Origin of the sequence: Thalassobaculum sp. (assembly GCF_040219215.1) — a bacterium.
Taxonomy (GTDB): Bacteria; Pseudomonadota; Alphaproteobacteria; order Thalassobaculales; family Thalassobaculaceae; genus Thalassobaculum_A.
Map to the genome: position 1 here is coordinate 104523 of NZ_JAVJSX010000012.1, position 15994 is coordinate 120516.

15 protein-coding genes are annotated in these 15994 nt (G+C 68.6%); 14 read left to right on the top strand and 1 reads right to left on the bottom strand.

Annotated elements, in window-relative coordinates:
• Nucleotides 1-2: 2 nt before the first annotated feature.
• Complete coding sequence (locus tag RIC54_RS11450; protein WP_350097105.1) at nt 3-212, bottom strand: hypothetical protein; 210 nt, start codon at nt 210-212, stop codon at nt 3-5.
• 412 nt (nt 213-624) lie between these two features.
• Here RIC54_RS11450 and mraZ point away from each other — a divergent pair, with 412 nt between their 5' ends.
• Genes mraZ through RIC54_RS11520 form a run of 14 tightly spaced genes read left to right on the top strand, consistent with a single transcriptional unit; the run spans nt 625 to nt 15992 of the window.
• Nucleotides 625-1095: a division/cell wall cluster transcriptional repressor MraZ gene (gene mraZ / locus RIC54_RS11455; RefSeq protein ID WP_350097107.1), complete on the top strand. Its 471-nt coding sequence runs from the start codon at nt 625-627 to the stop codon at nt 1093-1095.
• Nucleotides 1092-2069 (top strand): 16S rRNA (cytosine(1402)-N(4))-methyltransferase RsmH, encoded by a 978-nt coding sequence (rsmH, locus tag RIC54_RS11460; RefSeq protein WP_350097109.1) that lies wholly within the window; start codon nt 1092-1094, stop codon nt 2067-2069. Before mraZ ends, rsmH begins: the two co-directional genes overlap by 4 nt.
• Nucleotides 2069-2470, top strand: a complete 402-nt coding sequence (gene ftsL / locus RIC54_RS11465) for a cell division protein FtsL (RefSeq protein ID WP_350097111.1) — start codon at nt 2069-2071, stop codon at nt 2468-2470. The genes rsmH and ftsL overlap by 1 nt, the downstream gene beginning before the upstream one ends.
• Nucleotides 2467-4164: a peptidoglycan D,D-transpeptidase FtsI family protein gene (locus RIC54_RS11470; RefSeq protein ID WP_350097113.1), complete on the top strand. Its 1698-nt coding sequence runs from the start codon at nt 2467-2469 to the stop codon at nt 4162-4164. Before ftsL ends, RIC54_RS11470 begins: the two co-directional genes overlap by 4 nt.
• A gap of 19 nt (nt 4165-4183) precedes the next feature.
• Nucleotides 4184-5623 (top strand): UDP-N-acetylmuramoyl-L-alanyl-D-glutamate--2,6-diaminopimelate ligase, encoded by a 1440-nt coding sequence (locus RIC54_RS11475; protein ID WP_350097115.1) that lies wholly within the window; start codon nt 4184-4186, stop codon nt 5621-5623.
• A complete protein-coding gene (locus RIC54_RS11480; protein WP_350097117.1) occupies nt 5620-7047 on the top strand; it encodes a UDP-N-acetylmuramoyl-tripeptide--D-alanyl-D-alanine ligase in 1428 nt (475 codons plus the stop codon). The genes RIC54_RS11475 and RIC54_RS11480 overlap by 4 nt, the downstream gene beginning before the upstream one ends.
• 4 nt (nt 7048-7051) lie before the next feature.
• Entirely contained in the window at nt 7052-8140 is a 1089-nt protein-coding gene (gene mraY, locus RIC54_RS11485; protein WP_350097119.1) for a phospho-N-acetylmuramoyl-pentapeptide-transferase, read from the top strand.
• A gap of 4 nt (nt 8141-8144) precedes the next feature.
• Nucleotides 8145-9563 (top strand): UDP-N-acetylmuramoyl-L-alanine--D-glutamate ligase, encoded by a 1419-nt coding sequence (gene murD, locus RIC54_RS11490; protein WP_350097121.1) that lies wholly within the window; start codon nt 8145-8147, stop codon nt 9561-9563.
• A complete protein-coding gene (locus tag RIC54_RS11495) occupies nt 9560-10684 on the top strand; it encodes an FtsW/RodA/SpoVE family cell cycle protein (protein ID WP_350097123.1) in 1125 nt (374 codons plus the stop codon). Before murD ends, RIC54_RS11495 begins: the two co-directional genes overlap by 4 nt.
• Nucleotides 10681-11844, top strand: coding sequence for an undecaprenyldiphospho-muramoylpentapeptide beta-N-acetylglucosaminyltransferase (gene murG / locus RIC54_RS11500; protein ID WP_350097125.1), 1164 nt, complete (start codon nt 10681-10683; stop codon nt 11842-11844). The genes RIC54_RS11495 and murG overlap by 4 nt, the downstream gene beginning before the upstream one ends.
• Nucleotides 11841-13268, top strand: a complete 1428-nt coding sequence (murC, locus tag RIC54_RS11505) for a UDP-N-acetylmuramate--L-alanine ligase (RefSeq protein WP_350097127.1) — start codon at nt 11841-11843, stop codon at nt 13266-13268. Before murG ends, murC begins: the two co-directional genes overlap by 4 nt.
• Before the next feature lie 32 nt (nt 13269-13300).
• A complete protein-coding gene (gene murB, locus RIC54_RS11510; protein WP_350097129.1) occupies nt 13301-14221 on the top strand; it encodes a UDP-N-acetylmuramate dehydrogenase in 921 nt (306 codons plus the stop codon).
• Entirely contained in the window at nt 14218-15138 is a 921-nt protein-coding gene (locus tag RIC54_RS11515; protein WP_350097131.1) for a D-alanine--D-alanine ligase, read from the top strand. The genes murB and RIC54_RS11515 overlap by 4 nt, the downstream gene beginning before the upstream one ends.
• Nucleotides 15126-15992, top strand: a complete 867-nt coding sequence (locus RIC54_RS11520) for a cell division protein FtsQ/DivIB (RefSeq protein ID WP_350097133.1) — start codon at nt 15126-15128, stop codon at nt 15990-15992. The genes RIC54_RS11515 and RIC54_RS11520 overlap by 13 nt, the downstream gene beginning before the upstream one ends.
• Nucleotides 15993-15994 lie beyond the last annotated feature (2 nt).

A 15994-nucleotide genomic window follows, 5' to 3' on the forward strand; every position in this document is an offset into this window, starting at 1 on the left:
GGTCACTGTGGGTTCGTCCACCCGCCCTTTGCGTTCGACGAGGTCGGGTTCTGTCCGGTCTTCGGGCTGCCGCCGGACGTACCGAAGACCTTCTGGCTGTCCTTCTCGGCCCCCTTGATGGTGTTCGTACAGCCTCCGAGGGCCAAGCCCATTGCCGCAATCACCACCAGGGCGGCGCGGCGGGCATTCCCGTAGTCAAATCCATTTGCCATCACAGTGCTCCGTTCGAACTCAAACGACCGGACTGGCCGTTCCCGCAACCGGAACCCATGGCGACCGGCCCCGGTTCCGAGGCCCAAACAAGAACATTTCAAGAACAATAAAACCCGCACGCTGTACCACGCTGCTCCTTTGGATCGCATTGCGTGTTCTTTCGAGCACTTCTCGATTGGAGGCAAAACCGCAGTTTGACCGGGTACAGCCCAAGGAATGACGCCGCGCTCCCGTTGACGCCCACCGTGTCCCATGATATCCCAGATCATCCCATGAACGAGGCGGGCCTATCCCATGCCGCACCGTTCGCCGGGCCGGGTCGATCGCCCGGACGCGGTTCGGGGACGAGGAGGGCGATCGGGCCGAGAGGTCGACGAATAGGGATCGAAATCCCGACACGCGAGGGCCGCAGTGGCAGTTTTTCTGTCCACATTCGCGAACAAGATCGACAAGAAGGGGCGGGTATCCGTCCCGGCGACCTTTCGTGCGGCCCTGGAGCAGGAAAAATCGACCGGCCTGATCCTGTACCCCTCGTTCAAGCACCCCTGCATCGAGGGTTGCGGCGACGAGCGGATCGAGCAGATCGCGGAATCGATCGATGCGCTGGACGCGTTCTCCGAGGAAGCCGAAAACCTGCAGACCATCCTGGCCGACTCCATTCGCCTAACCGTCGACGGCGACGGTCGGGTCATGATGCCGAAAGAACTGATCGAGTTCGCGGAAATTGACGACACCGTCGTTTTTGTCGGCCAGGGCAAGGGTTTCCAGATCTGGAAACCCGCCACCTACGAGACCTATCGCGCTGAAAAGCGCGCCCGGGCACGGCAATCCGGCGCCACCCTGCGCATCGTCAAGAACGACGACAGCGGGGGTGGGCGATGACCGACGCCGCCCTGCACGTCCCGGTGATGCTTGAACCGGTGGTCGAAGCGCTGGCGCCGCGTGATGGCGGCCGGTACGTCGACGGCACTTTCGGTGTCGGCGGCTACACCCGGGCGCTGCTGACAGCCGCCAATTGCACGGTCTACGCCATCGACCGCGATCCCGAGGCGATCAAGCGCGCCGGCATCCTGGCGCAGGAGTTCGGCGGCCGGTTGATCGCGATCGAAGGCCGGTTCGGCGCCATGGACCAGCTGGTGGCCCATGCCGGTGCCGCACAGGTCGACGGTGTTGCCCTGGATCTCGGCGTGTCGTCCCCGCAGATCGACGATGCCGAGCGCGGCTTCTCGTTCCGCTTCGACGGTCCGCTCGACATGCGCATGGAGAAGGCCGGGCCGAGTGCGGCCGACGTCGTCAACGGCGCCACCGAGGCCGAACTGGCCGACATCGTGTTCTATCTGGGCGAGGAACGTTACGCGCGCCGGGTCGCCCGGGCCCTGGTTGCCGCACGCCTGAACGGCCCCATCACCCGCACCGGCGAGCTCGCCACAATCGTCCGCCGCGTCGTGCCGTCCTCCAAGTCGGGCGGGATTGACCCGGCCACCCGGACGTTCCAGGCCCTGCGCATTCATGTGAACCGCGAACTTGACGAACTCGACCACGGCCTTCAGGCCGCCGAACGGCTGCTCTCCCCGGGAGGCAGGCTGGCCGTGGTCTCCTTTCATTCGCTTGAGGACCGGCGGGTCAAGACCTTCCTGCGCCGCCGGTCCGGCCGGACGTCCGGCCCGTCGCGCCACGCGATGGCGGCCATCGCCGGCCCGGTCGACGGCCCGCGTCCGACCTTCGAGGTGATCACCGGCCGGCCGATCGCGCCGAGCGACGACGAAGCGGCGCGCAACGCCCGTGCACGCTCGGCCCGACTGCGGGTCGGCCAGCGCACCGATGCTCCGGCCTGGCCGGTGGACGAGGTGGCGTAATGCGTCGCTCAACCATCCTGTGGTTCCTGATCGCGACCTGCCTGGGCGTCGCGCTGTTCCTGGTCAAGCACGAGGTGCAGCGACGCGAGGAACAACTCGCCCAACTGCACCGCCAGATCCTGTCCAGCCAAGAGGCCATCCACGTGCTGGAGGCCGAATGGAGCTACCTGAACCGCCCCGACCGCCTGGAAGCCCTGGTAAGGCGGCACCTCGACCTGGTGCCACTCGACAACCAGCGCATCGGCTCCATCGAACTGCTGCCGATGCGCCTGCCGCTGCCGGACCCCAACGGTCCTGACGGCATGTCCGTGACGCAGGCTTCAATCGGGCCGGACGCCACAAACCTGCCCCCGCTCCCGGTGGGCCGGCCGGTTGCCTTCACCCGGGAGGCCCGCCGATGAGGACGCGCTCTGAAACGGTTCGCCTGGAAGGTCACGCCAAACAGGCGATCGAGACCGGGCGCAACCGGCTGATCCTCGCCGGCTGCCTGATCGGTCTCGCTTTCGTCGCCGTCAGCGCGCGCGTCGTCGAGTTGTCGGCACTGCGCAATCACGGCGAGCCAGCGTTGAGCGCGTCGTCCGTCGACACGACGCTGACCGTCGGCCGTGCTGACATCGTCGATCGCAACGGACTGCTGGTCGCAACGTCGCTGCGCACCCCGTCGCTGTACGCCGATCCGAAGGAAGTGCTCGACGCCGAGGACGCGGCCTTCCGCTTGGCAACGGCGCTGCCCGACATCAACCCGGCGGAAACCGCTGCGAAACTGGCATCCGACCGGCGCTTCGTCTGGCTGAAGCGCAACCTGACACCGCGCGAGCAGCAGCAGATCAACAGCCTGGGGATTCCGGGGCTGCACTTCTTCGACGAGTGGAAGCGAGTCTATCCCCAGGGATCGCTGACTGCGCATGTGGTGGGCTTCACCGACGTCGATGACCGCGGCATCTCCGGCGTGGAACGCAGCTTCGACGATGTTCTGCGCGGCGGCCGCGAACCGTTGCGGCTGGCGCTCGACCTGCGGGTCCAGCACATCGTGCGTCAGGAACTGGCCCAGCAGATCGCCACGTTCGACGCCATTGGCGGCGCGGGCGTCGTCGTGGATGTCGACACCGGCGAGACCATCGCCATGGTGTCGTTGCCTGATTTCGACTCCAACGTCGCCGGCCAGATGGACGCCGACGCTCTGTTCAACCGGGCGACGCTCGGCGTGTACGAAATGGGCTCCACCTTCAAGATCTTCAACACGGCCATGGCGCTCGAAGCGGGCACCGCCACCATGCGCAGCGGCTACGACGCCACCAACCCGATCAAGATCTCCCGCTTCACGATCAGCGACTACCACGCAAAGCGGCGCTGGCTGTCGGTGCCGGAGATCTTCAAGTATTCGTCGAACATCGGCTCGGTGAAGATGGCGGTCGACGTCGGCACCGAGGGGCAGCGCGCGTTCATGGCCAAGCTTGGCATGCTGCGCGAGACCGCCCTTGAGCTGCCAGAACTCGGCCGGCCGATGGTCCCCAGCCCGTGGCGGCCGATCAACACCATGACCATCGCCTTCGGCCACGGCCTGTCGGTCAGCCCGATGCATCTGGTCGCCGGGGTCGCCGCCATGGTGAATGGTGGCATCCGTCGGCCGCTGACGATTCTTGAAACCGACATCCCCTCGCCCGGCGAGCGGATCATCTCTGACCGCACATCGCACGACATGCGCCGCCTGATGCGTCTGGTCGTCGGCGACGGAACCGGCCGCAAGGCCGACGCCGATGGCTACATTGTCGGCGGCAAGACCGGCACGGCCGAGAAGGTCGGCGGGCGCGGCGGATACAAGCGCAAGGCCCTGATCTCTTCGTTTGTCGCCGCCTTCCCGATGCAAAAGCCGCGCTACGTCGTGCTGGTCATGGTCGACGAACCCAAGGGAACCAAGGAATCCCACGGCTACGCGACCGGCGGCTGGGTGGCAGCCCCGGCCATCAGCCGGATCATCGCACGGTCAGCTCCCCTCCTCGGTGTGGCACCGGTGGACCCGGAATCGCCCGAGATTCGCCGCGATCTGATGATCGAAGTGCCGGTCGAGGGAGGTAAGCGCCTTGCGTCTTTCTGAGCTAATCGACGGCCGAAGCATGAACCCGGCGATCATCGGCGGGGCCGATCCGGATGTCGCCGGCCTGACCGCTGACAGCCGCGAGGTCCGGCCCGGCTGGCTGTTCGCGGCTCTGCCCGGCCACAAGCTGGACGGTCGCCGCTACATCGATGACGCGCTGGGCCGCGGCGCGTGCGCGGTGCTGACCACGCCGGACGCCGAAGCCCGCATCGGCGGCCGCGTTCCCCTGGTGATGGATGCCGATCCGCGCCGGCGTCTGGCCCGGATGGCAGCCCGATTCTACGCCACCCAACCGGACACCGTGGTGGCGGTCACCGGGACCAATGGCAAGACCTCGGTGGCCGAGTTCACCCGGCAGATCTGGGCGCTAACCGGCCAGCGCTCGGCCAGCCTCGGCACCCTGGGACTGATGGTCGACGGCAAGCCCGAGGGGCCGAGCCTGACCACGCCGGATCCGATCCGGCTGCACGCGGTCCTGAAGGATCTCGCCGAGCGCGGCGTCACCCACGCCGCCATGGAAGCGTCGAGCCACGGCCTGCACCAGTCCCGGCTGGATGGCGTGCGGATCAAGGCGGCGGCGTTCACCAACCTGACCCGCGATCACCTCGACTACCACGGTTCGATGGACGCCTACCGGGTTGCCAAGCTCGCGCTGTTCGAGCGGGTTATGGACACTGCCGGAACCGCCGTCCTGAACATCGATTCAGCGGAGTATCAGGGCTTCGCAGCAGCCGCCGCCCGGCGCGGCCACCGCATCCTCAGCTACGGCCGGCGGCCGGGTGCCGAGTTGCGATTGGCGAGCCGGGTTGCCCGGCCCGACGGCCAACTGCTCGACCTGATCGTGCTGGGACGGGCCCGCACGGTCGAGTTGCCGCTGGTCGGCGACTTCCAGGCATGGAACGCACTCGCCGCACTCGGCCTCGCGATCGCCAGCGGCACGCCCGAGGCCGAGGCGATCGCCGCGCTTGGCCAGCTTGCCGGCGTGCGCGGGCGCATGGAGCGGGTCGCCGTCCTGGCGAACGGTGCCGCGATCTATGTCGACTACGCCCACACCCCCGACGCGCTGGAGACGGTGCTGAACGCCATCCGTCCGCACACTCACGGAAAGCTGTGGTGCGTGTTCGGCTGCGGCGGCGACCGCGACCCAGGCAAGCGCCCGATGATGGGTTGCACTGTCGGCAAGCTCGCAGACAAGCCGATCGTCACCGACGACAACCCGCGTTCGGAAGATCCGGCAACGATCCGCGCCGCGGCGCTGGCCGCCTGTCCCGGCGGCGAGGAGATCGGCGACCGCGCCGAGGCGATCCTGTCCGCCGTGTCGCGGCTCGGGCCGGGCGACGTCCTGATGATTGCCGGCAAGGGTCACGAGCAGGGCCAGGAGATCAAAGGCGAGATCCGTCCGTTCGACGATGCCACGGTCGCCCGCGAGGCTGCCTCTCGCCAGGGAGCAGCGTCATGAGCGCGAAGCTGTGGACCCGTGACGAAGCCGTAGCGGCGACCGGAGGCACGGCACTCGGCCGCGGCTGGCAGGCGTCCGGCGTGGCCATCGACACCCGCACGGTGCAGCCGGGCGACCTGTTCGTGGCGTTGCCGGGCGAACGGGTCGACGGCCACGACTACGTCGAGCAGGCATTGCAGGCCGGGGCATCCGCAGCGCTGGTGTCCCACCGGCCGGCCGGTCTCGCGGATTCGGCGCCGCTGTTGATGGTGGCCGACCCGCTTGCCGGTCTTGCCGCCCTCGGACGTGCGGCACGGAACCGGTCGTCGGCACGGATCGCAGCCGTCACCGGCAGCGTCGGCAAGACCGGTTCCAAGGAGATGCTGGCCGCGGCCCTGGCCGCCTACGGCTCGACCCACGCCAGCAAGGGCAACCTGAACAATCACATCGGAGCGCCGCTGTCGCTGGCACGGTTCAGCCGCGACGCCGCGTTTGCCGTGTTCGAACTCGGCATGAACCATCCCGACGAAATCCGCCCGCTGTCCCGCATGGTCCGGCCGCACGCCGCGCTGATCACCAACGTGGAGATGGTGCACGCCGGCTTCTTCACCGGGATCGAGCAGATCGCCGACGCCAAGGCCGAGATCTTCGACGGCCTGGAGCCAGGCGGCACCGTCGTGCTGAACCGTGACAACGGCCAGTTCGACCGCCTCGCCGGCCACGCCGGGCGATTGGCCATCAAGCGGATCATCGGCTTCGGTGCCGGAAGCAACGCCGAGGTTCGGCTGTTGGACACGGCTTCCGATCATGCCGGAACCCGCGTCGACGCGGACATCGCCGGACGGCGGCTGTCGTGGACCGTCGGCGGTATCGGGCGGCACTGGGCGATGAACAGCCTGGGCGTGGCGGCCATGCTGCTGGCGCTCGGACTCGATCCGGCGATCGGCATGGCTGCCCTCGGCCGCGTGACCGCCATGCGTGGACGCGGTGGCCAGGTCCAGCTCGGCCTGCCCGACGGCGACCTGACCCTCATCGACGAGAGCTACAACGCCAGCCCGCCTGCGGTGCGCGCCGCCTTGGCGGTGTTTGCCGACACCCGGCCAGCCGCGGGTGCCCGGCGGATCGTCGTGCTGGGCGACATGCTCGAACTCGGCGCCGCCGCCCCGGAAGCCCACCGCGGCCTCGCCGAGGCCGTGGTCGCGGCCAAGCCGGACGCCGTGTTCCTGGTCGGGCCGGAGATGGCCGCGCTTGCCGCTGCCTTGCCCACTGCCCTGGTCGCCGGCCATGCCGATACCTCCGACGCCCTCGCCGCAACAGTCGCCGCTGCGGTCGCGCCCGGCGACGTGGTGCTGGTGAAGGGATCGCTCGGCATGCGGATGAAATCGATCGTGTCAGCGCTGGAGGCCCTGGCGGCCCCGCCCCGTCGCGTCGTGAACGGGAGCTGAGGCCATGCTGTACAACCTGCTTGTCCCGCTCGCCGACCAGCACCAGGCGTTCAACCTGTTTCGCTACCTGACGTTCCGCACCGGCGGAGCCACGATCACCGCGCTGCTGATCGCCTTCGTGCTTGGTCCGTGGCTGATCCGCTGGCTGAAGAGCCGGCAGCGCGGCGGCCAGCCGATCCGCGAGGACGGCCCGGAAGGCCATCTGCTGACCAAAAAGGGCACGCCGACCATGGGCGGCCTGCTGATCCTGATCGGACTCAGCGTGTCGACCCTGTTGTGGGCCAACCTGGCCAACTCCTACGTCTGGGCGGTCCTGCTGGTCACCATCGGCTTCGGGGCGATCGGGTTCGGCGACGACTGGCTGAAGCTGACCCGGCGCAACTCCAAGGGCCTGCCGGGCAAGCTGAAGCTGGCGTTCCAGATCGCCATCGGCACGGCAGCCACCCTGGCGATCTCATCGACGATGTCGGAGCCGCTGACCTTCGGGCTGGCGGTGCCGTTCTTCAAGGACGTGCTGATCCAGCTGTCGTGGTTCTTCGTGCCGTTTGCCGTATTCGTCATGGTCGGCGCCTCCAATTCGGTGAACCTGACCGACGGCCTCGACGGGCTGGCGATCGTGCCGGTGATGATCGCCGGCAGCTGCTTCGCGCTGATCGCCTACCTGTCCGGCAACGCGGTGTTCGCCAACTACCTGCAGATCCACCACGTTCCGGGCGCCGGCGAACTGGCGGTGTTCTGCGGTGCGCTGGTCGGCGCCGGCCTGGGCTTCCTGTGGTTCAACGCCCCGCCGGCCATGGTGTTCATGGGCGACACCGGCTCGCTGTCCCTGGGCGGTGCCCTCGGCACCATCAGCGTGATCACCAAGCACGAACTGGTCCTGGCGATCATCGGCGGGTTGTTCGTGCTGGAGACGGTGTCGGTGATCGTCCAGGTCGCGTCGTTCAAGCTGACCGGCAAGCGGGTGTTCCGCATGGCACCGCTGCACCATCACTTCGAGAAGAAGGGCTGGCAGGAGCCCACCATCGTCATCCGGTTCTGGATCATCGCCATCATCCTGGCGCTGATCGGCCTTTCAACCCTGAAGCTGAGGTGAGCCGATGCTGAACCTCGGCTTCGCGCGCGACCACACCTACGCGGTCATGGGCCTCGGCAAGTCCGGGGCCGTGGCCGCGCGTGCGCTCGCCGCAGCCGGGGCCACTGTGTTCGCCTGGGACGATTCCGCCGATCGTCGCGCTGCACTGCAGGACGTCGACGGCGCGACCGTTGTCGATCTCGCCGAGCGCGGTCTGGGCGGCGTCGATGCGCTGGTCCTGTCGCCCGGAATCCCGCATACCCACCCCGAACCGCACCCGGTGGCCGCCGCCGCCAAGGCGGCCGGCGTGCCGATCATCGGCGACGTCGAGTTGCTGCTGCGCGCCCTGCCGGACCGCCGGTTGGTGGCGATCACCGGGACCAACGGCAAATCGACCACCACGGCCCTGATCGGCCACATCCTGGCTTCGGCCAACGTGCCGGTCGAAGTCGGCGGGAACCTCGGCCGGCCGGCCCTCGAGTTCGCCGACCCCGGCCCGAACGGCGTCGTCGTGCTGGAGTTGAGCTCGTACCAGCTCGAACTGACACCGTCGCTCGCTCCGACCGTAGCGGTCTGGCTGAACATCACCCCGGACCACATCGACCGGCACGGCTCGCTCGCCGGCTACATCGCCGCCAAGCGCCGGATCTTCGCGCATCAGACCCCGAGCGGCCTCGCGGTGATCGGCAACGACGACGTCCACTCGCGCGATGTCGCCGACCGGCTGCGCCGCGACGGCCGCCGGATCGTCGATCTGTCGGGTTTGGGACCGGTCGTCGGCGGCGTCTACGCCGAGGACTCCGAACTGATCGACGCCCGATCGGGCCGGCCTGAAACCGTGCTGTCCATGACCGAAGCGCCTGCCCTGCCCGGCGAGCACAACGCCCAGAATGCGGCCGCCGCGTTCGCCGCCTGCGCAGCACTCGGGATCGCGCGCCCGGCAATCGCCGACGGCATCCGAAGCTTCCCCGGCCTGGCCCACCGCCAGGAACGGATCGCTGAAGCCGGTGGCGTGCTTTATGTCAACGATTCCAAGGCCACCAACGCCGACGCAGCGGCCCGCGCGCTGGCCTGCTACAGCGCGATATACTGGATCGCTGGCGGCCGCGGGAAGGAAGGCGGCGTCTCCTCCCTCGCTCCTTTCTTCCCGCGGATCCGCAAGGCCTACCTGATCGGCGAGTCGGCCGGCACGTTCGCCCGGGAGATCGGCGACGGGTGTCCGACGGCACTGTGCCGCACTCTCGAGATGGCGGTCCGTCAGGCGCACCTGGACGCCCAGGCCGACCAGCGCCCCGGCGCGGTCGTGCTGCTGTCGCCCGCCGCGGCATCCTTCGACCAGTTCCCGAACTTCGAGGTTCGCGGCGAACGCTTCCGCGCCCTGGTGCACGACCTGCTGGACGGCAACGGCGCCGGCGACCACGCCGGCGAAAGGCGGGCGTCATGAGCGCGATCGCCCGCACCGATACCAGCATCTTCGGCAAGTGGTGGTGGACCATCGACCGCTGGACGCTCGGCGCCCTGTTCCTGCTGGTCCTGATCGGCGCCCTGCTGATCCTGGCCGCCAGCCCGCCGGTCGCCGAACGCATCGGCCTCAACGCCTACCACTTCGTGCAGCGCCAGTTCGTGATCATGCCGGTGGCGGTCGCGCTGATGATCGGCGTGTCCCTGCTGTCGCCCCTGCAGATCCGCCGGATGTCGGTCCTCGGTTTCGCTGCCACCCTGGTCCTGCTGGTGATCGTGCCGCTGGTCGGCAACGAGATCAAAGGCGCCACCCGCTGGGTGTCGATCGCCGGCTTCACCATGCAGCCGAGCGAATTCGCCAAGCCGTTCTTCGCGGTGGTCTCTGCCTGGATGTTCGCCGAATGGCGCCGCAATGACGGATTCCCAGGTCACATCATCGCCATCGGGCTGTACCTGATGACGATCGCCCTGCTGCTGTCGCAGCCCGACCTCGGCATGACGGTGGTGGTCTCGGCAATCTGGTTCGGCCAGTTCTTCCTAGCCGGATTGCCGATGATCCTGGTCGGCGCGTTCATCGTTGCCGGCGTCTTCGGCCTGATCGGTTCCTACTTCCTGTTCCCGCATGTCGCCAGCCGGATCGACCGATTCCTCGATCCTTCCGCCGGCGACAGCTATCAGGTCAACCGGTCGCTCGAGGCGTTCATGAACGGCGGCATGATCGGGACCGGGCCCGGCGAAGGCACCGTGAAGGCCTACCTGCCCGACGCCCACGCCGACTTCATCTTCGCGGTCGCCGGTGAGGAATTCGGCGGAATCGCCTGTTTGGTGATCATCGCGCTGTATGCCTTCGTGGTGCTGCGCGGCTACGCCCGGCTGCTGAGCGAGCAGAGCCTGTTCGTGCTGCTGGCCGGGACCGGCCTGCTTACCCAGTTCGCCCTGCAGGCGCTGGTTCACATGGCCTCGTCGGTGCACCTGATGCCGGCCAAGGGCATGACCCTGCCGTTCATCAGCTATGGCGGCTCTTCCCTACTGGCGCTCGGGCTTGGCATGGGCATGGCGCTGGCCCTCACCCGCAAGCGCTTCGGCGGGGAGGAGTTGCCATGACACGGCCGATCCTGCTCGCCGCCGGCGGCACCGGCGGTCACGTTTTCCCCGCCAAGGCCCTTGCCGACGCTCTGCTGGCACGCGGCCACCGTGTCGGGCTCGTTACCGACCGCCGTGGCACGGCCTTCGAGACCGCAAGCGGCCAACTGGAAGTGCATCGGATCCGCGCCGCCGGAATCGCCGGGCGTGGCCTGATGGCCAAGGCCAAGGCGGCGGGCGAGCTGTTCATTGGCTATTTCGAGGCCCGCCGGCTGATCAGGAAGCTCGACCCTGCCGTGGTCGTTGGGTTCGGTGGGTATGCCAGCGTGCCGACCGTACTGGCGGCTGCGGCGCGCAAGGTTCCCGTCGTGCTGCACGAGCAGAATGCCGTTCTCGGTCGTGCCAACCGGCTGCTGGCCACGCGCGCCGACGCGATCGCCGTCTCGTTCGCCGACGTCGACAAGGTGAGCCCGTCCGATCGCCGCAAGCTGGTGCTGACCGGCAACCCGGTCCGCGAGGCGATCCGACAAGTCCGTGATGCTGCCGTGCCCTCGCTTGCCGACGACGCGTCGATCGCCGTGCTGGTCACCGGTGGCAGCCAGGGCGCCAGCGTGTTCGCCGAACTGGTGCCGGCCGCCATCGCCCTGCTGCCGGAGCCTCTGCGCAACCGCCTGCGCCTGTCGCAGCAGGCGCGCGACGCCGAGTTCGATCGGGTTGTCGAAGCTTACCGTGCAATCGGCATCGACGCCGACGTGCGGCGGTTCTTCGACGACATGCCGGCCCGGTTGACCGACGCCCGGCTGCTGATCTGCCGATCCGGCGCATCCACCGTCGCCGAGAACACGGTCGCCGGCCGGCCGGCCCTGCTGGTGCCGTACCCGCACGCCATCGACGACCACCAGACAGCCAATGCCCGTGCCGTGGCCGCGGCCGGCGGCGCCCGTGTCCTGCCGCAGGCAACGACCGACGCCACCGTGCTCGCCCGGATCCTCTCGGAGATCCTCGGTGACCCGGCGACGCTGTCCACCATGGCCGAGGCCGCCCGCAGCGTCGGCGTGCCGGACGCCGTCGACCGACTGGCCGACCTGGTCGAACGCCAGGCCAACCTCGTACCGACGGGTCAGGCGCATCAAGGCGCCGCCGCCACCACCGCATCGAGCGCCCGGAGGGCCACCGCGTGAGACAGCTTCCGCTCTCGATCGGAACCATCCATTTCGTCGGCATCGGCGGGATTGGCATGAGCGGGATTGCCGAGATCCTGCACAACCTGGGCTATACGGTCCAGGGCAGCGACATCGCCGAGAATCCGAGCGTCAAGCGCCTGAAATCACTGGGCATCCCGGTGTTCGTCGGTCACGCCGCCAGCAACGTCGACGACGCGTCGATCCTGGTCGTGTCGACCGCCATCAAGGGTGACAACCCCGAACTGGCCGCCGCCCGCAGCCGGATGCTGCCGATCGTCCATCGCGCCGAGATGCTGGGCGAACTGATGCGGCTGAAGTGGTCGATCGCGGTCGCCGGCACCCACGGCAAGACCACCACCACCTCGCTGATTTCCACCGTGCTCGACGGCGCGGGCCTCGATCCGACGATCATCAACGGCGGCATCATCAACGCCATCGGCACCAACGCCCGCCTGGGCGCCGGCGACTGGATGGTGGTCGAGTCCGACGAGTCCGACGGCAGTTTCGTAAAGCTGCCGGCCACCATCGCGGTGGTCACCAACATCGACCCCGAGCATCTGGATTTCCACGGCACGTTCGAGAACCTGCAGAAAGCGTTCGAATCGTTCGTCCAGAACATCCCGTTCTACGGCTTCGCCGCGATGTGCCTGGATCACCCGACGGTCCAGACCCTGATCCCGAAGGTGTCCGATCGCCGCATCGTGACCTACGGCTTCAGCCCGCAGGCCGATGTCCGCGGCATCGACGTGGAGATCACGTCCGCCGGCTCGCGGTTCACGGCGATCATCACCGACCGGGTGCACGGAGCCGAGCGGCGGCTGGAGAACGTGCTGCTGCCGATGTACGGCCAGCACAACGTGCAGAACGCCCTGGCCGCGCTGGCGGTGGCCAGCGAGATGGGGCTGCCGGACGACCGTGTGGTCGCGTCGCTTCAGGGCTTCGCCGGCGTCAAGCGCCGGTTCACCAAGACCGGCGAGGCCGGCGGCATCACGGTCATCGACGACTACGGCCACCATCCGGTCGAGATCTCTGCCGTGCTGTCGGCCGCCCGGTCGGCGTCCGGCGCCGGTCGCGTGGTCGCGGTCGTCCAGCCGCACCGCTACACCCGACTGCGCGACCTGTTCGAGGATTTCTGCACCTGCTTCAACGACGCCGACGCCGTCATCGTGGCCGACGTCTACCCGGCCGGCGAATCGCCGATCCCCGGCATCGATCGCGACGCCCTGGTCGAAGGGCTGCGGGCTCGTGGCCATCGCCGGGTCCAGCCGCTCGGCGACCCGGTCGAACTGGCCGCCCGGGTCCTGGACTTCGCCAAGGACGGCGACATGGTCGTGTGCCTGGGCGCCGGCAACATCACGACCTGGGCCCAGGCACTGCCCGACCAGATCCGCCACGCCTTGGGCGAAGGAGGTGGCGCGTGATCACCCTTGCTCCCCCAAGGCATCGCAAACCCATGACCCATCTCATCGAACGGCTGCCGCCGGTGCGCGGCGAGTACCGCGCCGACGCCTCGATCGCGCAACTCACCTGGTTCCGCGTCGGCGGCCCCGCCGAGGTGTTGTTCCGCCCGGCCGACGAAGCCGACCTGATCGACTTTCTTGCCGGCCGGCCAGGAGACATCCCGGTGACCGTCCTCGGCGTCGGATCCAACACCCTGATCCGCGACGGCGGCGTTCCAGGCGTGGTCATCCGCCTGGGCAAGGGCTTTGCATCCGCCGTTGTCGATGGCGAACGGGTAACCGCCGGTGCCGGTGCGCTCGACGTCACGGTCGCGGCAACCGCACAGCGCGCCGGGTTGACCGGGCTGGAGTTTCTGTCGGGCATCCCCGGCACCATCGGCGGCGGGTTGCGGATGAACGCCGGCGCCTATGGCTCGGAGATCAAGGACGTCCTGGTCTCGGCCCGCGCGGTCGATCCGCTGGGTCATGCCCACACCCTGGCGCCCGTCGACATGGGGCTCAGCTACCGTCACTGCGGCGTGCCGGAGGACTGGATCTTCACCAGCGCTGTGTTCCAGGCGCGCACCGGCGACCCCGCGACCATCGCCCAGGCCATGATCGACATCCGCGACGCCCGCGAGGATACCCAGCCGCGCCGGGTTCGCACCGGCGGCTCGACCTTCGCCAATCCGGAAGGCGGCAAGGCCTGGCAGTTGATCGACGCCGCCGGGTGCAGGGGCCTGCGCATCGGCGACGCCCAGGTGTCGGAGAAGCACTGCAACTTCCTGCTGAACACCGGCGACGCCACTGCCCAGGACATCGAGAGCCTCGGCGAAGAAGTCCGTCGGCGGGTGCTGGAGAGCAGCGGAATCACGTTGCGCTGGGAAATCAGGCGGATCGGCCGGAGCACGCCGGGCGCGGGGGGTGCGGCATGAGCCGGGCCGAGACACACGTCGCCGTCCTGATGGGCGGCTGGTCGGCGGAACGCGCCGTCTCGCTGTCGTCCGGCCGGGAGTGCGCCAAGGCGCTGCGTCAGGCGGGATGGCGGGTCAGCGAGATCGACGTCGATCGCGGGATCGCGCGCAAGCTTGAGTCGGTGAAGCCCGACGTGGTGTTCAACGCGCTGCATGGCCCGGTCGGCGAGGACGGCAACATCCAGGGCGTGCTGAACATCCTGGGTATTCCCTACACGCACTCCGGCGTCCGCGCATCGGCAGTCGCCATGGACAAGCCAACCGCCAAGGACGTGTTCGCCCGCCATGGCCTTCGCTGTCCCGAGGGTCGCGTCGTGACCCTGAGCGACTTCGACGACGGCGAGCCGATGACACCGCCCTATGTGATCAAGCCGATCGACCAGGGCTCCAGCGTCGGCGTCCACATCGTTCGCGAGGGCGACAACTACCGCCCCACCGCCGAAGACTGGCCGTTCGGCGACGCGGTGCTGGTCGAACGCTACGTCCCGGGCCGTGAACTGACGGTCGCGGTGTGGGACGGCGAGGCCATGGAGGTGACCGAGATCACCTCGTCCCATGGCTTCTACGACTACGATGCGAAGTACGCCGAGGGCGGCTCGATCCACATGCTGCCAGCCCCGGTACCGGACGAGATCCGCCGTCAGGCCATGGACATCGCGGCCCGCGCCCACCGCGCCATCGGTTGCAGGGGCGTGAGCCGGGCCGACTTCCGCTACGACGACACCGCCGGTGAGCCCGGCCAACTCTACCTGCTGGAGATCAACACCCAGCCCGGCATGACCCCGACCTCGCTGGTCCCCGAACAGGCGGCCCATCTCGGCATCTCGTTCCCCGAGCTGGTGTCCCGGATGGTGGAGGACGCACGATGCGACGACTGATCGGGAACAACCGGAAGACCAGTCCGGGCGGCCGGCTGCGCCGTCGCGCCCGTCCGACGTGGCTGGCGCCGGTGGCGCGCTGGGGTGCGGTTGCCGTCCTGCTGACCGGCATCGGCGGAACGGTGGGCTGGGCGATCGAGACCGGCCAGGTCGGCGCGGTCTGGTCGACCACGGTCGATGGCGCGAACCGCATCGCGGCGGACGCCGGGTTGGCCGTCGACGATGTGCTGGTGACCGGCCGCCAGGAGACTGATCCGATGATGCTGCTCGACGTGGTCGGCGTCGAGCGAGGCACGTCGATCCTCAGTCTGGACCTGGACGCCATTCGCGAGCGGGTCAGCGCCCTGCCCTGGGTGAAGAGCGCCCGGGTCGAGCGGCATCTGCCGGATACCCTGTTCATCGCACTGACCGAACGCCGGCCGATGGCGCTGTGGCAGCGGCATGGAAAGCTTGCCCTGGTCGACGAGGACGGCGTGGTGATCTCGGACCGCAAGCTCGGGCGCTTCGGAGCCTTGCCGATCATCATCGGTGAGGGCGCGCCGGAGCGGGCCCGCGACACCATCGCCATGCTGGCCAGCGAGCCCGACCTGCTGGCGCGGGTAAGGGCGCTGACCTGGATCGGCGAACGCCGCTGGACGGTTCGGCTGGACGATCTCCAGGGCGGAGGCATCGACGTGCAGTTGCCGGAAAACGGCGCAGCCGCGGCCTGGACCCAACTCGGCACCATGGAGCGCGACCACGGCGTCCTGAAGCGGGACGTCATGATCGTCGACCTTCGGATACCGAACCAACTGATCGTGCGGGTCACACCGGCAGCGGCGGAACGCGCTACCGCGCCCGGCAAGAACACCTAAGG